This window comes from Kocuria turfanensis (assembly GCF_001580365.1).
GTDB classification, from domain to species: Bacteria; Actinomycetota; Actinomycetes; order Actinomycetales; family Micrococcaceae; genus Kocuria; species Kocuria turfanensis.
Genome location: NZ_CP014480.1, coordinates 3,668,702 through 3,688,703, shown reverse-complemented (window position 1 = coordinate 3,688,703; position 20,002 = coordinate 3,668,702). Strand labels below are relative to the sequence as shown.

At 73.5% G+C, this 20,002-nt stretch carries 16 protein-coding genes; 1 reads left to right on the top strand and 15 read right to left on the bottom strand.

What is annotated here, in order from left to right:
- Nucleotides 1-4: 4 nt before the first annotated feature.
- The 8 genes from AYX06_RS16790 to rpsO form a co-directional block, all read right to left on the bottom strand.
- On the bottom strand, nt 5-2,992 hold the full coding sequence (locus AYX06_RS16790; RefSeq protein WP_062736741.1) for an FtsK/SpoIIIE family DNA translocase: 2,988 nt from the start codon (nt 2,990-2,992) through the stop codon (nt 5-7).
- A gap of 65 nt (nt 2,993-3,057) precedes the next feature.
- Complete coding sequence (locus tag AYX06_RS16785; protein ID WP_062736740.1) at nt 3,058-4,749, bottom strand: ribonuclease J; 1,692 nt, start codon at nt 4,747-4,749, stop codon at nt 3,058-3,060.
- Between the two features lie 12 nt (nt 4,750-4,761).
- Entirely contained in the window at nt 4,762-5,706 is a 945-nt protein-coding gene (gene dapA, locus AYX06_RS16780; RefSeq protein ID WP_062736739.1) for a 4-hydroxy-tetrahydrodipicolinate synthase, read from the bottom strand.
- 90 nt (nt 5,707-5,796) lie between these two features.
- Entirely contained in the window at nt 5,797-6,420 is a 624-nt protein-coding gene (locus AYX06_RS16775; protein ID WP_371860054.1) for a hypothetical protein, read from the bottom strand.
- A 13-nt stretch (nt 6,421-6,433) separates the two neighbouring features.
- Complete coding sequence (gene dapB, locus AYX06_RS16770) at nt 6,434-7,252, bottom strand: 4-hydroxy-tetrahydrodipicolinate reductase (RefSeq protein WP_084271695.1); 819 nt, start codon at nt 7,250-7,252, stop codon at nt 6,434-6,436.
- A 39-nt stretch (nt 7,253-7,291) separates the two neighbouring features.
- On the bottom strand, nt 7,292-8,716 hold the full coding sequence (locus AYX06_RS16765) for a M16 family metallopeptidase (protein WP_062736738.1): 1,425 nt from the start codon (nt 8,714-8,716) through the stop codon (nt 7,292-7,294).
- A 54-nt stretch (nt 8,717-8,770) separates the two neighbouring features.
- Nucleotides 8,771-11,035 (bottom strand): polyribonucleotide nucleotidyltransferase, encoded by a 2,265-nt coding sequence (locus AYX06_RS16760; RefSeq protein ID WP_062736737.1) that lies wholly within the window; start codon nt 11,033-11,035, stop codon nt 8,771-8,773.
- Nucleotides 11,036-11,293: 258 nt separating this feature from the next.
- The gene (gene rpsO, locus AYX06_RS16755; protein ID WP_047802795.1) at nt 11,294-11,563 is read right to left on the bottom strand and encodes a 30S ribosomal protein S15; all 270 of its coding nucleotides are present in this window, start codon (nt 11,561-11,563) and stop codon (nt 11,294-11,296) included.
- 259 nt (nt 11,564-11,822) lie between these two features.
- Here rpsO and AYX06_RS16750 point away from each other — a divergent pair, with 259 nt between their 5' ends.
- Entirely contained in the window at nt 11,823-12,692 is an 870-nt protein-coding gene (locus tag AYX06_RS16750; protein WP_371860052.1) for an aldo/keto reductase, read from the top strand.
- A gap of 18 nt (nt 12,693-12,710) precedes the next feature.
- On the opposite strand, the gene AYX06_RS16745 is transcribed toward AYX06_RS16750, so the two are convergent.
- From AYX06_RS16745 to infB, 7 genes are all read right to left on the bottom strand, one after another.
- A complete protein-coding gene (locus AYX06_RS16745) occupies nt 12,711-13,700 on the bottom strand; it encodes a bifunctional riboflavin kinase/FAD synthetase (protein WP_062736736.1) in 990 nt (329 codons plus the stop codon).
- A 62-nt stretch (nt 13,701-13,762) separates the two neighbouring features.
- The gene (locus tag AYX06_RS16740) at nt 13,763-14,377 is read right to left on the bottom strand and encodes a GNAT family N-acetyltransferase (RefSeq protein ID WP_062736735.1); all 615 of its coding nucleotides are present in this window, start codon (nt 14,375-14,377) and stop codon (nt 13,763-13,765) included.
- A gap of 112 nt (nt 14,378-14,489) precedes the next feature.
- Nucleotides 14,490-14,969, bottom strand: a complete 480-nt coding sequence (locus tag AYX06_RS16735) for a hypothetical protein (RefSeq protein ID WP_062736734.1) — start codon at nt 14,967-14,969, stop codon at nt 14,490-14,492.
- A 43-nt stretch (nt 14,970-15,012) separates the two neighbouring features.
- Nucleotides 15,013-15,384, bottom strand: a complete 372-nt coding sequence (locus tag AYX06_RS16730) for a hypothetical protein (protein WP_062736733.1) — start codon at nt 15,382-15,384, stop codon at nt 15,013-15,015.
- On the bottom strand, nt 15,384-16,433 hold the full coding sequence (gene truB / locus AYX06_RS16725; RefSeq protein WP_062736732.1) for a tRNA pseudouridine(55) synthase TruB: 1,050 nt from the start codon (nt 16,431-16,433) through the stop codon (nt 15,384-15,386). The genes AYX06_RS16730 and truB overlap by 1 nt, the downstream gene beginning before the upstream one ends.
- A 20-nt stretch (nt 16,434-16,453) precedes the next feature.
- Complete coding sequence (rbfA, locus tag AYX06_RS16720) at nt 16,454-16,903, bottom strand: 30S ribosome-binding factor RbfA (protein WP_047802801.1); 450 nt, start codon at nt 16,901-16,903, stop codon at nt 16,454-16,456.
- Between the two features lie 182 nt (nt 16,904-17,085).
- Complete coding sequence (infB, locus tag AYX06_RS16715) at nt 17,086-19,938, bottom strand: translation initiation factor IF-2 (RefSeq protein ID WP_062736731.1); 2,853 nt, start codon at nt 19,936-19,938, stop codon at nt 17,086-17,088.
- Between the last annotated feature and the right edge of the window lie 64 nt (nt 19,939-20,002).

Sequence of the window (20,002 nt, the reverse complement as noted above, 5' to 3'; positions counted from 1 at the left end):
GGGCTCAGCGGCCGGTGAGCTGCCAGGCGTCCTCGGAGCCCTCGGGGTCCTCGGCGCCGTCGTGGTGGTCGACCGCGGTGGCCGCCAGCGAGGCCTCGACCGGGTCCTCCCCGTAGTCGACGGATCCGCCGGTCCCGCCGGCCGGCGCCGGCGGCTCCTCGCCGCGGAGCACGGCCAGGGTCGCGGCGAGGTCGTCGGGCTTGACGAGCACGTCCCGGGCCTTGGAGCCCTCGGAGGGCCCGACGACGCCGCGGGACTCCAGCAGGTCCATGAGCCGGCCGGCCTTGGCGAAGCCCACCCGCAGCTTGCGCTGCAGCATGGAGGTGGAGCCGAACTGCGTGGTGACCACGAGCTCGGTGGCCTGCAGGAGCACGTCGAGGTCGTCCCCGATGTCCTCGTCGATGGCCTTCTTGGGGGCCTCCTGGACGACGTCGTCCCGGTAGTGGGCCTTCATCTGGCCCTTGACGTGGTCGACGACCTCGTGGATCTCCGACTCGGAGACCCACGCGCCCTGCACGCGCATGGGCTTGGAGGCGCCCATGGGCAGGAAGAGGGCGTCGCCCTGGCCGATGAGCTTCTCGGCGCCGGGCTGGTCCAGGACCACCCGGGAGTCGGTGACCGAGGAGGTGGCGAACGCCATCCGGGAGGGCACGTTGGCCTTGATCAGGCCGGTGACCACGTCCACGGAAGGCCGCTGGGTCGCGAGCACCAGGTGGATCCCGGCCGCGCGGGCTAGCTGGGTGATCCGCACGATCGCGTCCTCGACGTCGCGCGGGGCGACCATCATGAGGTCGGCGAGCTCGTCCACGATCACGAGCAGGTACGGATAGGGCCGGATCACCCGCTTGGAGCCGGGCTCGGGCTGGACCTTGCCGTTGCGCACGGCCTTGTTGAAGTCGTCGACGTGCTTGTAGCCGTAGTGGGAGAGGTCGTCGTAGCGGGCGTCCATCTCCCGCACGACCCACTGCAGCGCCTCGGCGGCCTTCTTGGGGTTGGTGATGATGGGGGTGATCAGGTGCGGGACGCCCTCGTAGGCGGTCAGCTCGACGCGCTTGGGGTCGACCATGACCATCCGCACCTCGTCGGGGGTGGCGCGCATCAGCAGCGAGACGATCATCGAGTTCACGAAGCTGGACTTGCCCGCCCCGGTGGCGCCGGCCACGAGCAGGTGCGGCATCTTCGCGAGGTTGGCCACCACGTAGCCGCCCTCCACGTCCTTGCCCACGCCCATGACCATGGGGTGCTCGGTCTTGCGGGCGTTGTGCGAGCGCAGGACGTCGCCGAGGGACACCGTCTCGCGGTCGGTGTTGGGGATCTCGATCCCGATCGCCGAGCGGCCCGGGATCGGCGAGAGGATGCGCACGTCGGCGGAGGCCACCGCGTAGGCGATGTTCTTCGACAGCGCCGTGACCCGCTCGACCTTCGTGCCGGAGCCCAGCTCGATCTCGTACCGGGTGACGGTGGGCCCGCGGGAGAAGCCCGTGACCACGGCGTCGACGTTGAACTGCTCCAGGACGCTGGTCAGGGCGGCGACCACGGCGTCGTTGGCCTCCGAGCGCTCCTTGGGCGGGGGGCCCTGCACGAGCGCCCCGGGCGTGGGCAGGGAGTAGGCGATGTCCCCCTCGAGCTTGAGCTGCTCCGCCCGGGCCGGGATGGGGGCCTCGGGGGTGTGCGTGCGGGCGGTGACGGAGGTCGAGCCCGCCGGTGCGGCCGCCACGTCCTCGAGGGCCGGGGAGCCGGAGCCGGCGGCCGTGTCCGCGGCCGGCTCGAGGCCCTGCTCCCGGCGCAGCCTCGTGGCGGCGACCTGCTCCTGGGTGGGGCGCTTCTGGCCCGGGCGCGGACCGGCCGGGGGCTGCGGCGCCTGCTCCTCGGCCGGTGTCCCGGCCGCCTCCGCGGTGCCGGCGGCCCCTGCGGCGGCGGCCTTGCGCCGGGCGGCGCGGGCGGAGTCGACGTCGAAGACGCGGGTGGGGGCCTCGGCCCCGGACTGCTCCTGGTCGACGACGGCCCGTTCGAAGGCCTCGTCCCCGCGGTAGCCGTCCAGGGCGCGCCGCTCGGCCTCGGCCTCCTTGCGCTCGCGGCGCTTCTGCCGCCGGGTCTTGGCGGCCTCGGCGCGCGCGTGGTGCTCGTCGAGGTAGGAGCGGTCGTGGTGCTCGGAGGACAGGTCGGTCGCGGAGACGGGCCCGTCCTGGCCCATCAGCCGCCAGTAGCCCTGCTTCAGCCGGGGACCGATGAGGTTCACGGGGGTGGCGGTGATCACGAGCACGGACAGGAACAGGACGGCGACGAACACCGCGCCGGCCCCGACCGGGGTGACGAGGGCGCTGAGCGGGTCGGCGGCGAGGAACCCGACGGTACCCCCGGCAGCGGCCAGGGCCTCGCGGCCGTCGCTCATCGAGGGGTGGCCCAGGAAGAGATGGGCCAGGCCCGAGCCGGCCACCACCGCGGCGCCCAGGCCGATGGCGATCCGGTTGTTGGCGGAGGTCTCCTCCGGGTGCCGGAAGCGGCGCAGGGCGAAGCCGGTCAGGGGCAGGGGCAGGACCAGGGCCATCCAGCCGAAGGTGCCGGCGAGCACCTGGTGCACCACGGCGGCGGGCACGGCGATCCAGGCGGCCGGGGCGGCGGGCAGGTTCCACCACTCCACGGCGGCGCTGAGCAGCCCGAGCAGCAGCAGGAAGAGCGCCCCGCCGTCGCGCAGCCGCTCGGCGGGCACGTCGGTGCGCAGGGTGCCCATCCGGCGCACCGCGCCGCCGACCACGTGGGCGACGGCCGTCCAGGCGCCCCCGACCACGCGGGCGCACCACAGCAGGGCGGCGCCGAGGGCGTGCAGCGCTCCCGGCGAGCTGTCGGCCGGGCGCGCGGAGGAGCCCCGCGCCGCGGTGGCGGGGCGGGTGGGGGTTTTCCGGTTGGTTCCCGACGACCGCGCGGAAGACGTGCTGTTCTTGCCACGCGACGTCGAGGCGCCCTTGCGGGCAGGGGAAGTACGAGTCGCCATGCTCCCAGGGTAGACCACGGCCTCCCCCCGCCCACGGTGCCGCACGGGCGGAGGAGGCCGGGTGCTCAGGCCTCGATGACCACCGGGACGATCATGGGCTTGCGGCGCAGCTTGCGGCTCACCCAGGAGCCGATCGTGCGGCGCACCACCTGCTGGAGCTGCTGGGTGGTGTGGTTCTTGCCCGAGTGGTTGATCGCGTCCTCGAGGGCGGCGGTGATCTTCGGCTTGATGTCCTCGAAGACCCGGTCGTCCTCGGCCACGCCCCGCGCGTGCACGTCGGGGCCGGAGACGACCTTGCCGGTGTCGCGGTTGACCACGGTGATCACCGAGATGAAGCCCTCCTCGGCCAGCACCAGGCGGTCCTTGAGGTCGGCGTCGGTGATGGTGCCCACGGAGGAGCCGTCCACGTAGACGTCCCCGCACTCGACCTGCCCGGTGATCCGGACCCGGCCGGCGGTCATGTCCACCACGGTGCCGTTCTCCGCCAGCAGCACGTGGTCGGTGGGGACGCCCGTCTCCTCCGCGAGCTTGCCGTTGGCGATGAGGTGGCGGACCTCGCCGTGCACCGGCATGACGTACTCGGGCTCGATGATGTTGTAGCAGTACAGCAGCTCCCCGGCGGCGGCGTGCCCGGAGACGTGGACCTTGGCGTTGCTCTTGTGCACCACGTTCGCGCCCAGGCGCATGAGTCCGTTGATGATCCGGAACACGGAGTTCTCGTTGCCCGGGATGAGGGAGGACGCGAGGATCACGGTGTCCCCCTCGGTGAGCTGGACCTTGTGGTCCCCGTTGGCCATCCGCGACAGCGCGGCCATCGGCTCGCCCTGCGAGCCGGTGCACATGATGACCAGCTGGGCGTCGGCGTGGTCGTCGATCTTCTTCTGGTCCACCAGGGTGTTCGGCGGGACCTCGAGGTAGCCGAGCTTCTCGGCGATGGTCATGTTGCGCACCATGGACCGGCCCATGAAGACGACCTTGCGCCCGTGCTCGGCCGCGGCGTCGAGCACCTGCTGCACCCGGTGGACGTGGGAGGAGAAGGACGCCACGACCACGCGCTTGGGGGCCCGGCCGATCACGTCGGCCAGCACCGGGCCGATGTGCTTCTCCGTGGGGGTGAACCCGGGGACCTCGGCGTTGGTGGAGTCGGTGAGGAACAGGTCCACGCCCTCCTCGCCGAGCCGGGCGAAGTGGCGCAGGTCGGTGATCCGGCCGTCGAGGGGCAGCTGGTCCATCTTGAAGTCGCCGGTGTGCAGCACCGTGCCGGCCCGGGTGCGCAGGAACACGGCCAGCGCGTCGGGGATGGAGTGGTTGACGGCGACGAACTCGACCTCGAACTCGCCGAGCCGCTCGACCTGCCCCTCGCGCACCGCCATGGTGTAGGGCTTGATGCGGTGCTCCTGGAGCTTGGCCTCGATGAGCGCGAGCGTGAGCTGGGAGCCGATGACGGGGATGTCCGGCCGGCGCTTGAGCAGGTAGGGCACGGCGCCGATGTGGTCCTCGTGCCCGTGCGTGAGCACCACGGCCACGACGTCGTCGAGCCGGTCGATGATGTAGTTGATGTCCGGGAGGATCAGGTCCACGCCGGGCTGGGTCTCCTCGGGGAACAGGACCCCGCAGTCGATCACGAGCAGCTGCCCGTTGATCTCGAACACCGTCATGTTTCTGCCGACCTCGCCCAGCCCGCCCAGCGGGACGACGCGCAGGGCGTCCTCGCCGAGGGCGGGGGGAGCGGACAGGTCAGTGTGCCATTGGGTCATGTGACTCTTTCGTCATTCGATGGTGCCGGAGACGATCGAGCCCTCCAGATCCGCGCGGATCAGGGCGGCCTCGGCCTCCGTGGGTGGGACGTGCGGGAGCCGCACGGTGTTGTGCGGCAGCTTGCCCTGCCACATGAGGATCGTCTTGGCCGCCACGGCGCCGGGGGCGCGGGTCATGGTGGCGCGGACCACGGGCTCGAGGTCCAGGTTGATGCGCTGGGCCGTGCCGAGGTCGTCGGCGCGCACGGCGTCGATGAGCCGGCGGTACTCGGCGGTGGCCACGTGCGTGGTGACGCCCACCAGGCCGGCGGCGCCGAGGGACATCCACGGCAGGGTCAGCCCGTCGTCGCCGGAGTAGTAGAGCAGGTCGGTCTCGGCCAGCACCCGGGTGGCGGCGAGCAGGTCCGCCTTGGCGTCCTTGACGGCCACGATGTTGGGGTGGCCCGCGAGGGAGACCAGGGTCTCCGTGGCGATCGGGATGCCGGCGCGGCCGGGGATGTCGTAGAGCATGATCGGCAGGTCCACGGAGTCGGCGAGGCTGCGGAAGTGCGCCTCCACGCCGGTCTGGGTGGGCTTGTTGTAGTAGGGGGTGACGATGAGCAGCCCGTCCATGCCGATCTTCTCGGCCGCGCGGGAGAGGTAGCGGGAGTGCTCGGTGTCGTTGGAGCCGGTGCCGGCCAGCAGCGGCACGCGGGAGCCCACGGCGTCCTTGACCGCGCGGAACACGGAGAGGTTCTCCTCGTCGGTCATGGTCGAGTACTCGCCCGTGGTGCCGCAGACCACCAGGCCGTCGCAGCCGTCGTCGACGAGGCGCTCCGCCACGGCCGCTGTGCCCTCCAGGTCCACGGAGCCGTCCTCGGCGAAGACGGTGATCATCGCGGTGAGCAGCGTCCCGAACAGGGGCTTGTCCGGGGTGGTGGGGCGGTCGGCGGCGGAGGACGTGGCGAAGTCAGTCATGGGCCCCAGGCTACCGTCTCCGTGCCGGGGTCCGCGCCGGGACGGGCGGACCCCGGGGCCGCCGACGGGGCGGGTCGTGGCGGCCACGGCTCAGTCCAGGCCGTCGCCGGCCGGGCCGGCGGCCTCCACGTTGCGGGCCGGGCGCCCGCGGGACAGGGCCACGGCGTCGCGCATCGCCGAGCGGGCGCGGCGGCGGTCCCCGGCGGCGGCGTAGGCCAGGGAGAGCCGGTACCAGTTGCGCCAGTCCCGGGGGTCCTCCTCGGTCTGCGCCCGGTGGACGTGGAACCGCTCGTCGGCGGCCTCCCGCACGATCCGGCCGCCCGGGGTGCGCGGCAGGTCGTCCGCGGGCAGCCCGCCCTCCTCCTCCAGGGTGCGGCCGAGCTGCTCGGTGCGGACGCCGAAGAGGACCTCGCGCACGAGCGCCCACACGCCCACGGCCGGCAGCACCAGCAGGGCCAGGCCGAAGGCCTTGGGGATCCAGCCCTCGGTGCCCAGCAGCAGGGCCGCGCGGTGCAGGCTCAGGGCGAGGTAGACGACGAGCAGGGCGGTCATGGCCGCGGCCAGCGCCTTGGCCCGGCTCGTGGACTCCAGCAGCGTGAAGACGCCGGCGAAGACGAGCACCGCGAGGATCCACAGCTTCGAGCCGCCCGGGATGGGCAGCAGCCACAGCGTCAGGGCGCCGGCCGCGAGCAGCGCCCAGCCCCAGACGCGCATCGAGCTCACCGGGTCACAGCCCCAGGTCGAGGTAGCCCTCGAGGCCGTGCGTGAGCCCCGGGTGGGAGCCGACCTCGCGCACGCCGAGGACCACGCCGGTCATGAAGGAGATCCGGTCGAAGGAGTCGTGCCGGATGGTGAGCTGCTCCCCCACGCCGCCGAGCAGCGTCTCCTGGTGGGCCACCAGCCCGCGCAGGCGCACCGAGTGCACCCGGACGTCGTCGACGAGCGCCCCGCGCGCGCCGGCCGGGTCGTGCTCGGTGGCGTCGGGCGACGGCCCCGCCCCGGCGGCCCGACGCGCCTCGCCGACGAGGGCCGCGGTGCGCGCGGCCGTGCCGGAGGGGGCGTCGACCTTGTCCGGGTGGTGCAGCTCCACGATCTCCACCGACTCGAAGAACCGGGCGGCCTGGGCGGAGAAGCGCATGGCCAGCACCGCCCCGACCGAGAAGTTGGGGGCGATCAGCACGCCCACCCCCGGGTGCTCGGCCAGGAGCACCCCGAGCCGGTCCAGCCGCTCGGCGTCCCAGCCGGTGGTGCCGACCACGCAGTGGATGCCGTGCGCCACGGCGAAGCGGACGTTGGCCTCCGTGGCGGAGGGGACGGTGAGGTCGACCACCACCTCGGCGCCGGCGGCGACCAGGGCCTGCAGGGAGTCCTCCCGGCCGAGCTCGGCGACGAGCTGCAGGCCCTCGGCGCGGCGCACCGCCTGCACGGCCTCGCTGCCCATCCGGCCGCGGGCGCCGAGCACGGCGACCCGCAGCGGGGCGGGGACGGACGCCGCGGCGTCGGTGGTCGCGGCGTCGGTGGACACGGGGGCGGTGCTCTCGGTCATGGCTCCAACTCTAGGTCACACGGGGTGCGGGGACGGCGGTCAGCGGCGGGAGGGCGCCACGATGGTGGTGACGACGGGGCCCTCGGCGAGCCACGCGGCGAGCTCCCGGACCTGCTCGGGGGTCACGGAGCGCACCCGCTCCAGCGACTCGTCGATGTCGAGGAACTCCCCCGACTTCAGTTCCGCCGAGCCCAGCCGCGACATCCGCGAGCCGGTGTCCTCCAGGGCGAGCACGGTGCCGCCGCCGAGCTGGCCGACGACCTTGCGCAGCTCGTCGGCGCCGATCCCGTCCGCGGCGAGGGTCTCGAGCTCGCCCGTCATCAGCGCCACGACCTCGTCGGTGCGCGCCGGCAGGCACCCGGCGTACATCCCGAAGTAGCCGGCGTCCGAGTACGCCCCCGAGAAGGAGAACGTGCTGTAGGCCAGCCCGCGCTTCTCCCGGATCTCCTGGAACAGGCGGGAGGACATCCCGCCGCCCAGCGCGGCGTTGAGCACGGTCATCGCGAAGCGGCGCTCGTCGCCGGCCACGATCCCGGGCCGGCCCACGAGCACGTTGGTCTGCTCCACGGGCCGCTCCAGGAAGTGCTCGCCCCACGCGGGGGCCAGCGGGGCGGGGGTGCGCTCGCGCCGGGCCACCGGGGCGGCCGGTGCGGACGGGTCCCAGCCGGCGCGGCCGAGGGCCTCCGCGACGAGGCCCACCACCACGTCGTGCTCCAGCCCGCCGGCGGCCGTGACCACGAGGCCCTCGGGCCGGTAGTGCCGCCGGTAGTGCTCGAGCACCGCGTCGCGGGGCACGGCCAGGATCTCCTCCGGGGTGCCGCCGATCGGCCGGCCCAGCGGGTGGTCGCCCAGCACCCGCTGGGTGAACTCCTCGAAGGCGACGTCCTCGGGGTCGTCCTTGTCCATGGCCAGCTCCTCGAGGATCACCCCCCGCTCCCGCTCGAGCTCCTCCGGGTCGAGGACGGCCGAGGTGACCATGTCGGTGATGACGTCGATGGACATCGGCAGGTCCTCGGCGAGCACCCGGGCGTAGTAGCAGGTGTGCTCCTTGGCCGTGGCCGCGTTGGACTCCCCGCCCACCTCGTCGAAGGCCTCGGCGATCTGCAGCGCCGAGCGCCGCGTGGTGCCCTTGAACAGCAGGTGCTCCAGGAAGTGCGTGGAGCCCAGCCGCCCGGGCTGCTCGTCGCGGGAGCCGACGCCCACCCAGAAGCCGATCGTCACGGCGCGCTGGGCCGGCATCCGCTCGGTGAGCACGCGGGTGCCGCACGGCAGCACGGTGCGCCGCACCACGTTGCCGCCCTCGCCCTCGTGCAGGGTGTGCGTGAACCCCCCGGCCGCGGCGGTCAACGCCCCGGCGGTGGTGGTCGGTGAACTGCTCAGGACCGCCGAGAGGCGGGCGCCCGGGCCCGGGGTGGTCCCCGGGCCGCGGTCGCCCGCCTCCAGCGGCAGATCGACTGCCGTCATCCAGGTGTGCTGCTTTCTGTGCTCGTGCTCTGCTGCGCGCGGGACGGGCCCGGCTCAGACCTCGGAGGCGACGTCGTCCTCGGGGAAGACGTTGGGCTCCTCGGCGACCACCGGGGCCAGCGAGAGCTTGCCGCGGTCGTCGACCTTGGTGATCTCCACCTGGACCTTCTGGCCCACGCCGAGGACGTCCTCGACGTCGGTGACGCGCTTGCCCTCGTTGAGCTTGCGCAGCTCCGAGATGTGCAGCAGGCCGTCCTTGCCCGGGGTCAGGGAGACGAAGGCGCCGAAGGTCGTGGTCTTGACCACGGTGCCCAGGTAGCGCTCCCCGACCTCGGGGACCTGCGGGTTGGCGATCGCGTTGATCGCCGCGCGGGCCGCCTCGGCCGAGGGGCCGTCGGTGGCGCCGATGTAGACGGTGCCGTCGTCCTCGATGGAGATGTCGGTGCCGGTGTCCTCCTGGATCTGGTTGATCATCTTGCCCTTGGGGCCGATGACCTCACCGATCTTGGAGACGGGCACCGTCACGGAGATCACGCGCGGGGCGAACTCGCTCATCTCGTCCGGCTGGTCGATGGCCGCGTTGAGCACCCCGAGGATGTGCAGCCGGGCCTCGCGGGCCTGGGTCAGGGCCGCGTCCAGGACGGAGGAGGGGATGCCGTCGAGCTTGGTGTCGAGCTGGATCGCGGTCACGAACTCGGCGGTGCCGGCGACCTTGAAGTCCATGTCGCCCAGCGCGTCCTCCGCGCCCAGGATGTCGGTCAGCGCGGCGTAGCGGGTCTCCCCGTCGACCTCGTCCGAGACCAGGCCCATGGCGATGCCGGCGACCGGGGCGCGCAGCGGCACACCGGCGTTGAGCAGCGACAGGGTCGAGGCGCACACGGAGCCCATCGACGTGGAGCCGTTGGAGCCCAGCGCCTCCGAGACCTGGCGGATGGCGTAGGGGAACTCCTCGCGGGAGGGCAGCACCGGGGTGATGGCGCGCTCGGCCAGGGCGCCGTGGCCGATCTCGCGGCGCTTCGGGGAGCCCACGCGGCCGGTCTCGCCGGTGGAGTACGGCGGGAAGTTGTAGTGGTGCACGTAGCGCTTGTGCTTGACCGGGGACAGCGAGTCGATCTGCTGCTCCATCTTGAGCATGTTCAGCGTGGTGACGCCCATGATCTGGGTCTCCCCGCGCTCGAAGATCGCGGAGCCGTGGACCCGGGGCAGGACCTCGACCTCGGCGGTGAGCTGGCGGATGTCCGTCAGCCCGCGGCCGTCGATGCGCACCTGCTCGGTGAGGATCCGCTGGCGCACGGTCTGCTTGGTCAGGGCCTGGTAGGCGCCGTTGACCTCCTCCTTGCGGTCGGCGAAGGGCTTGCCCTCCCCGGTCAGCTCCGCGAGGGTCGACTGGTGCAGCTCGTCGGTCGCGGTCTCGCGCTCCTGCTTGTCGGCGATCGAGTAGACCTCGGCGAGCCGGGTGCCGACGGCGGCCGCCACGGCCTCCTCGACGTCGTCGCCGAAGCCGCCGAAGCGCGGCAGCTCCATCGCCGGCTTGCCGGCGCGGGCCTTGAGGTCGGCCTGGGCGTCGCACAGGGCCTTGATCGCGGGCTTGGCGGCCTCGAGGCCCTGGGCCACGAGCTCCTCCGTGGGGGCCACGGCGCCGTTGCTCTTGATCAGGTTCCAGGAGTTGTCGGTGGCCTCGGCCTCGACCATCATGATCGCGACGTCCTCGGTGCCGTCCTTGCCGGTGACGACGCGGCCGGCCACGGCCATGTCGAACACGGCGTTCTCGAGCTGGGAGTGCTTCGGGAAGGCCACCCACTGGTGCTGGCCGTTCTCCCCGGCCATCAGGGCCATGCGCACGCCGCCGACCGGGCCCTGGAAGGGCATGCCGGACAGGGTCGTGGACATCGACGCGGCGTTGATCGCCACGGTGTTGTAGATCTCGTCCGGGTTGATGGACAGGATCGTCACCACGACCTGGACCTCGTTGCGGATGCCCTTGCCGAAGGCCGGGCGCAGCGGGCGGTCGATGAGGCGGCAGGTGAGGATCGCGTCCGTGGAGGGGCGGCCCTCCCTGCGGAAGAACGAGCCGGGGATGCGCCCGGCGGCGTACATGCGCTCCTCGACGTCGACCGTCAGGGGGAAGAAGTCGAAGCCCTCGCGGGGGGACTTGCCCACCGTGGTGGCCGAGAGCATGGTGGTGTCCTCGTCGATGGAGACGAGGGTGGAGCCGGCGGCCTGCTTGGCGAGGCGGCCGGTCTCGAAGCGCACGACGCGCTTTCCGTAGGAGCCGTTGTCGATGACGGCTTCGGCGTACTGGATCTCGGGACCCTCCAAGGGTCACCTCCGTTTCGTGATCGGCGGGGCGGTCCGCGCGTCACCCGGTCTTCGATCGAGATCCACGGACCGCCGGGGCCCGCGGGGGCCGTCCGGTTTCCGGAGATCACTACCGAGGACCGCGAATGATCGGCGCGGTGGCCCCGTCTGGGGTTCGGTGGTGCTGCTGCGTGCGGTGGTGCTCACCCGTCCGGGCCGGACGGGGGTGGTGCTCGGCGGCGCCCTCCCGGGGGCCGGGGGGACGCCGCCGGGGGCCGACTAGCGGCGCAGGCCGAGGCGCTCGATGAGCGTGCGGTAGCGCGTGATGTCGGTGTCGCGCAGGTAGGTCAGCATGCGGCGACGACGACCGACCAGGGCCATCAGGCCGCGGCGGGTGTGGTGGTCGTGCTTGTGCTGCTTCAGGTGCTCCGTCAGATCGGCGATCCGGCGGGTCAGGACCGCGATCTGCACCTCGGGAGAACCGGTGTCGCCCTCGTGGGTGGCGAAGTCCTGGATGATCTGCTGCTTGACGGCGGCGTCGAGTGCCACGTGTAACTCCGTTCGAGTCAGTACCGTGCGGCCCGGTCGGCGGGTTCGCCGCCGGGTCCCGGGAGCTCCCGGGGATCCGACAACCACGGACTGCAGTCGGACCGCCGTCAAGTCTACCGGACGCGCGCGGATCACCCCAGCGGGGCGGCCCGCGGCGCGCTGGGCTGGGTGCTCCCGGGGCCGTGGGCCAAGATGGGAAGGACACCACGACCAGGGCCCGGCGCGCACGCGCGCCGGGCACGGAGCACAGGAGCAGCCCGTGAGCAAGGACACCCACGAGGGCCGGGGCCTCGAGCCGGCCGGCCGCACGCACACCATGCGGGACGGCCGGCGCATCCCCGCGATCGGCCTGGGGACCTACCCCATGGACGACGCCGAGGCGGAGGCGAACGTGGCCGAGGCGCTGATGCTCGGCTACCGGATGGTCGACACGGCCGTGAACTACCGCAACGAGGCCGGGGTGGGCCGCGGGATCGCCGCCTCCGGCGTGCCCCGCGACGAGCTGTTCCTGACCACCAAGCTGCCGGGCCGGGACCACGGCACCGACGCCGTGCGCCGCTCCCTCGACGGGTCGCTGCGGCGGCTGGGCACCGACCACGTGGACCTCTACCTCATCCACTGGCCGAACCCGTCGGTGGACCGCTACGTGGAGACGTGGCGGACCATGCTGGAGCTGCAGGAGGAGGGCCTGGTCCGCTCGGTCGGGGTGTCCAACTTCACCCCGGCGCACATCCGCCGCCTCGTGGCGGAGACCGGGACGACCCCGGCCGTGAACCAGGTCGAGCTGCACCCGCAGTACCAGCAGGAGCGGCTGCGGGAGTTCCACGAGGAGCACCGCATCGTCACGCAGGCCTGGTCCCCGCTGGGCCGCAAGACGGACGTCCTCCAGCACGAGTGGATCGCGCGGATCGCCCGGCGGACCGGGCGCACCCCGGCGCAGGTCGTGCTGCGCTGGCACCTGCAGTCCCGGACCGTACCGATCCCGAAGACCTCCGACACCCGGCGGATGGCCGAGAACCTGGACGTCTTCGACTGGGAGCTCGACGAGGAGCAGATGCAGCGGATGCAGATGCTGCACACCGGGATCAGCGGCTCGGGCTTCGACCCGAACACCCACGAGGAGATGTAGCCCCGGGCCGCCGGGGGCTCAGCCCTCGGCGGCCAGGATCCGCCGGGTGCGGGCGACGTCGTCGTCCATCTGCGCCACGAGCTTGTCGACGCCCTCGTAGGCGACCATCCCGCGCAGACGCTCCACGAACTCGACGACCACGTCCTGGCCGTAGAGGTCGAAGTCCTCGACCCGCTCCGCGGGGCGGTCGATGACGTGGGCCTCCACCTGGCGCGGGACGTTCTCGAACGTGGGGTTGGAGCCCACGGAGATCGCGGTGGGCCAGCGGGTGCCGTGGGCGTCGACCAGCCACCCGGCGTAGATCCCGTCCGCGGGGACGAAGCCGGCCGTCTCCGGAGACAGGTTGGCCGTGGGGTAGCCCAGCTCCCGCCCCCGGGCCGCCCCGTGCACCACCTCCCCGCGCACCCGGTGGTTGCGCCCGAGCAGCCGGGCGGCGGCGCGCACGTCCCCGGCCTGCAGGCAGGAGCGGATCCACGTCGACGAGCAGCGCCGCTCGCCCGCCGGGGCGTGCCGGGAGTCCTCGCCGTCCAGCGGGTCCAGCAGGTCGTCGACCACCCGGACCTCGAAGCCGTGCCGCTCCCCCAGCTCCCGCAGCGTGTCGATGTTGCCGGAGTTGCCCCGGCCCAGGCGGGTGTCGGAGCCCACCACCAGGCAGCGGGCGCCGAGCGGTCCGACCAGGGTGCCCAGCACGAACTCCTCGGCGGTCTGCTCCGCGAGCTCCAGGGTGTACCGCAGCACGAGCACCGCGTCCGCCCCGGTCTGCTCGAGGGCGTCGAGCTTGTCCTCGGTGCCCATGATCAGCCCCGGCGGGCTGTCGGGCCGGTGCACCTGGGCCGGGTGCGGGTCGAACGTCACCACGACCGAGGCCCAGCCGCGCTCGCGGGCGGAGCTGACGAGCTGGGACATCACCTGCTGGTGGCCCCGGTGGACGCCGTCGAAGTTGCCGAGGGTGACCACCGACGGGCCGAAGCCCGGGGGGACGTCAGAGAGGTCTCGCCAGCGGAACACGGTTCTCCTCGCAGGATCGGGACAGGCAGGATCGGGACAGGCAGGGACGGGACGGGCGGGCTTCAGCGCGCGGCGCCGGGCGGGGGCGGGCCGTCCCAGGGGGTGCGGGGGGCGCGGGGGTCGTCGGCGCCGAGGGTGAGGATCCAGGCGTCCACGGAGGCGCCGCGCTGCTCCATGAACCCGTCGATCCGCACCGGCGACCGGAACCCCAGCTTCCACGCGAGCTTGCGGCTGGCCCAGTTGGGGACCTTCGCCACCCAGTAAGCATAGGTCAGGCCCAGCTGCTCGAAGCCGTGGTCGAGCAGCAGCCGGCAGGCGGCCTCGGCGGCCCCGGTCCCCCGGGCGTGCGGGCCGAAGTTGAGCCCGACGTCGGCGGTGGTGCCGCGCAGCGCGTTGAACCCCACGGTCCCGTAGAGGCGGTCGGTCGCGGCGTCGGCGGCGGCCCAGTTGTACTCGCGGCCCGCGCGCCAGGCCTCGGGGACGAAGTGCTCGACGTACCAGCGGGCGTCGGACTCCGTGTAGCCCAGCGGCACGGTGGTGAACTCGGCGGCCGCGGGATCGGCGCAGTTGCGGGCCAGCTGCGGGACGTCGCGCTCCTCGAGCCGGCGCAGGACCACGGTCCCGTCGGTGAGGACGGGGACGTCGTAGTCTCCGGCGCCGTCGGGGCGTGCGGGCATGGGCGTGGTCCTTTCGGGAGGGGTGCGGCGCGGGGCGCTCGGGCCCGCGCACGAGCCTACCCGCTGCCGGCGGCCGCCCGGCGCGGCCGGGCCGGGCTCCCCGGCGGGGAGCTCAGGCTCCCGGGGCGGCGGCCCGGGGACGGGAGCGCCACAGCCACACCAGCCCGACCAGGGGCAGGACCAGCGGCACGTAGCCGTAGTCCTGGCCGAAGTGCGACCACACGCTGGCCTCGGGGAAGAGCTCGGGGGCGAGCACCGAGAGCAGCCCCACGCCGAGCACCCCGCACAGCTCCACCAGCACCGCGGCCACGGCCACGCGGTGCCAGCGGGCGCCGGGCCGGGCGAGGGCCACGGTGGCCAGCACGTACACCGCCGCGGCGAAGGCGGAGAGCAGGTACGGCAGCGGGGCGGCGCCGAAGTCGGTGAGGATCTGGTACAGGGACCGGACCCCGGCCGAGAGCGAGAACACCGCGTAGACCACCACGACCAGACGGCCGAAGCCCGAGGACTTCCGGTCGGCGCGCACGCCGCCGCCCCGGGGGCCGAAGCGCTGCTGCAGCCGGGTGCGGCCGGGCTCGGGGTGGTGGGTCATCGGGCGGTCTCCTGGTCGGGCGGGGCGGACGGTGGGCGGGGGCTCACTGGTAGTACCAGATGAAGTTCATGCGGTAGACCATGATCGCCACCACGGGCCCCGCGGCGGCGAGCACGTAGTTGGACCAGGCCGAGCGCTCCACCAGCGACCACACGAAGGTCCCGGCGGGGATGAGCAGCGCGGTCAGCAGGTAGCCCCAGTACTCCAGTGCCGAGCCGGTGGGGGCGGGACCCAGCACGTGCATGACGACCGAGCCCACCGCGTAGGCGAGCAGGAAGGCCTCCAGCAGCAGCACGGAGCCCTGGGTCCAGTCGTCGGGCCGCCGGCCCCGCAGGGCCTGCACCACGCACACCAGGAAGGACGCCCCGCCGAGCAGGACCGCGGCCCAGAACCAGCCGTCGTAGCCCCACAGCATCAGCGGTCCCGCCCCGGCTGAGCGGGCGGCTCCGGGACGGCGGGAAACCGCTCCCCGGGCAGGAACACGAGCACGGGCTTGGCCGTGCGGGCACCGCGGTCGCCCCGGTCCTGGAGCAGGGCGACGAGCCGTCCGTCCGGGGCGAGGCCGGCGGTGACGGCGTCGTTGTCGAGAGGGCCATCCGCCGGGTCCCCGGCGGAGGGCCCGATCCGGCGCCCGTCGGCGAGGTCCCCGGCCTCGGCGGCCGTGAGCCGGCGGACGGGGAAGAGCCCGGCGGCGGCCTGCTCCAGGGTGGTCACGGGCAGGGGGCGGCCCGCGGCGACGTCGGCGGCGAGCTGGTCCAGGGTGGAGGCGTGCTCCACGGTCAGCGCGCCCACGCGGGTGCGGCGCAGGGCGGTGAGGTGCCCGCCGACCCCCAGGGCCTCGCCGAGGTCCCGCGCCAGGGCGCGCACGTAGGTGCCGGTGCTGCAGGAGACGGTGGCCTCGACGTCGAGGACCGGTCGGCCGGCGTCGTCGCGGGTCCGGGTGATGCGGTGCACGTCGAAGGCCGAGACCGTCACGGGACGGGCGGCGAGCTCCACGTCCCGTCCGGCGCGCACCTGGGCGTAGGCCCGCCGGCCGTCGACCTTGATGGCGCTGACCTTGGCCGGGACCTGCTGGATGGCACCGGTGAGCCCGGCGACCGCGGCGGTCACGGCCTCGTCGGTGAGGGCCTCGACGGCGGCGGGCTCCGCCGCGGCGACCAGCTCGCCCTCGGCGTCGTCGGTCACCGTCGCCTGGCCCAGCCGCAGGACGGCCTCGTAGGTCTTGTCCTGGCCGACCACCCAGGTCAGCAGGCGGGTCGCCTTCTCGACGCCCACCACCAGCACCCCGGTGGCCATGGGGTCCAGGGTCCCGGCGTGGCCGACCTTCCGGGTGCCGGCGAGCCGGCGCATCCGGGCGACGACGTCGTGGCTGGTCCAGCCGGCGGGCTTGTCCACGACCACGAGCCCGGACACCGTCGGCAGGGACGGGTCCGGGCTCGGGACGTCGTGCGGGGCGCGGGCCACCGGTCCGGTGCCTGCCGCGCTCAGCGGGACGGGGAGGACTCGTCGTCCTCCTCGGCGGGCCTGCGGTAGGGGTCCTCCCCCGCCGCCCAGGTGGCCGAGGCGGCCTGCGCGGCGACCTCGGCGTCCTTCTCCTTGGCGGCGCGCAGCACCTCCTCCAGGTGGGAGGCGTTCACGGGGATCTCGTCGGGGACGAACGTGAGGGTCGGGGTGAGGCGGGCCGTGATGTTGCGGCCGACCTCGCTGCGCAGGACGCCCTTGGCGGACTCCAGGGCCGCGCGGGTGCTCTCCTGCTCCTCCGCGGTGCCGAAGACCGTGTAGTACAGCGTCGCGTGCTGCAGGTCGTTGGTCACCCGGGCGTCCGTGATGGTCACGAAGCCGAGCCGGGGGTCCTTGACCCGGCGCTCGAGCGCCTGGGCCACGACCACCTTGATCCGGTCGGCGAGTCGGGCGGCGCGTGCTGCGTCAGCCATGGTGGGTGCTCCTCGGTTCTTCGACGGTGCTGTCGTTCGGTGGTGCTCGTCGTTCGGTGGTGCTCGTCGTTCGACGGTGCTGTGCTTCGGGGGTGCTGTGGTGCACACGGTGGCGGCGGCACGGACGGGCACCGGGCCCGTCCGTGCCGGCCCCGCGCGCGGGGCGCGGGGCCGGGGACGGGTCAGGCGCGCGGCTTCTCGCGCATCTCCCACGTCTCGATGAGGTCGCCCTCACGGATGTCGTTGAAGGAGCCGAGCCCGATACCGCACTCGTAGCCCTCGCGGACCTCGGTCGCGTCGTCCTTGAACCGGCGCAGCGAGTCGATCGTGAGGTTGTCGGCCACCACGCTGCCGTCCCGGACCAGCCGGGCCTTGGAGTTGCGGCGGATGGTGCCCTTGGTGATGTAGGCACCGGCGATGTTGCCCCACTTGGAGGAGCGGTACACCTCGCGGATCTCGGCGGTGCCGAGCTCCACCTCCTCGTACTCCGGCTTGAGCATGCCCTTGAGCGCGCTCTCGACGTCGTCGATGGCGTTGTAGATCACCGAGTAGAACTTCATCTCGACGCCCTCGCGGTCGGCCAGTTCCGTCACGCGCTCGGCGGGACGGACGTTGAAGCCGATGATGATGGCGTTGTCGACGGTCGCCAGGTTGACGTCGTTCTGGGTGATCGCGCCCACACCGCGGTGGATGACGCGCAGCTGGACCTCCTCGCCCACGTCGATCTTGAGCAGCGAGTCCTCCAGCGCCTCGACGGCACCGGACACGTCGCCCTTGATGATGAGGTTGAGCGTGTCGATCTTGCCCGCGGCCACGGCCTCGTCGAAGGACTCCAGCGTGATCCGCTTGCGGCGCTTGGCGAGCAGCGCGTTGCGGTCCGCCGCCTGCCGCTTCTCGGCGATCTGGCGCGCGGTGCGCTCCTCCGGGGTGGACAGGAACGTGTCACCGGCGCGGGGCACCGAGTCCAGGCCGAGGACCTGCACCGGCCGCGAGGGGCCGGCCTGCTCGACCGACTTGCCGTTCTCGTCGAACATGGCGCGCACGCGGCCGTACGCGGCGCCGGCGACGATCGCGTCGCCGACGCGCAGCGTGCCGGACTGCACGAGCACGGTCGAGACCGCACCGCGGCCCTTGTCCAGGTTCGCCTCGATGGCCACACCGCGGGCGTCCTTGTTGGGGTTCGCCTGCAGCTCGAGCGCACCGTCCGCGGTCAGCACGATCGCGTCCAGCAGGTCGTCGATGTTCAGGTTCTGGCGGGCCGAGACGTCGACGAACATGGTGTCGCCGCCGTACTCCTCCGGGACCAGACCGTACTCGGTGAGCTGACCGCGGATCTTCTCCGGGTTCGCCTCGGGCTTGTCGATCTTGTTGACCGCCACCACGATCGGCACGCCGGCGGCCTGGGCGTGGTTGAGCGCCTCGACCGTCTGCGGCATGACGCCGTCGTCCGCGGCGACCACGAGCACGGCGATGTCCGTCACCTGGGCACCACGGGCACGCATGGCGGTGAACGCCTCGTGGCCCGGGGTGTCGATGAAGGTGATCTGCCGCTCCTGGCCGTCCACCTCGGTCTCGATCTGGTAGGCGCCGATGTGCTGGGTGATGCCGCCGGCCTCCCCCTCGATCACCTTGGTGTTGCGGATCGCGTCGAGCAGGCGGGTCTTGCCGTGGTCCACGTGGCCCATGACGGTCACGACCGGCGGGCGCGCCTCGAGCACGTCGTCGCCCTCGGCCGCGGCCTCCGCCTCCAGGTCGATGTCGAAGGACTCGAAGAGCTCGCGCTCCTCGTCCTCCGGGGAGACGACCTGGATCCTGTACCCGAGCTCGGCGCCCAGCAGCTGGAAGGTCTCCTCGTCGAGGGACTGCGTCTGGGTGGCCATCTCGCCGAGGTGGATGAGCACCGTGACGAGGGAGGCCGGGTTCGCGTTGATCTTCTCGGCGAAGTCCGTCAGGGACGCGCCGCGGCGCAGCCGCACGACCGTGTTGCCGTCGCCGTGGGGCACGGAGACGCCACCGACGGACGGGGCCTTCATCTGCTCGAGCTCCTGGCGCTTCGCCCGCTTCGACTTGCGCTGCTTGCCGCGCGCACCGCCGCGCCCGAAGGCGCCCTGGGTGCCGCCGCGGCCGCCGCGGCCGGGGCCGCCGCCGGGACGGGAGAACCCGCCGCCGCCACCGGGGCCGCCGCGCCGGGGGCCGGCTCCGCCGCCGGCCGGGCGCGAGCCGATCGGGGCCACACCGGAGGTGTGACCGGGCATCATGTTCGGGCTGGGACGGGCGCCGCCGGGGCGGGGGCCGCCCTGGGGACGGGGTCCGCCCTGGCCCTGCGGACGCGGACCGGCCGCGCCCTGGCCCTGCGGACGGGGACCGCCCTGGCCCTGGGGACGCGGTCCGCCCTGGCGCTCGGGGCGGCCCGTGCGCATGCCCTGCTGGGCGGCGAACGGGTTGTTGCCCGGGCGGGGGCCGCCGGGACGGGGCGCGCCGGGACGGGGCCCGGCCGAGCCCGGGCGGGGAGCCGCGGCGCCGGGGCGCGGCGCGGCCGAGCCCGGACGGGGCGCCCCGCCGCGGGACATCCCCTGCTGGGTGGCGAACGGGTTGTTGCCCGGGCGGGGCCCGGGGCTGGGTGCCTTGGCGCCCGGCGAGGCGGGACGCTGCGGGGCGGCCGGCTGCTGGGGCTGCGCGGGGGCCTGCTGGGCGGGCTTGGCGGCCGGCTTCTCAGCGGGCTTCTCGGCGGGCTTGGCGGCCGCCGGGCCCGGGGCGGGCGCGGCGGAGCCCGGCTTGGCGGACGTGCCGGGCCGGGGTGCGGGACGGCCCGACTTCGCGGGGGACGGCGCGCTGCCGCCGGCCGGGCGGGCGGGGGCCGCGGCGGCCTTGTCCGCCTTGTCGGCGAACGCCGAGCGCAGCTTCTTGGCGACGGGGGGCTCGACGGTCGAGGACGCGCCTCGGACGAACTCACCCAGGGTCTGAAGCGTGGAAATCGCTTCCTTGGACGTTATTCCGAGCTCTTTCGCGAGCTCGTGAACGCGGGGCTTGGCCACTTCTCTCCTGTCTCGGTCCGCACCGAAACAGGCACGAACCACTTATTTTCCGTTGAGGCTCCCG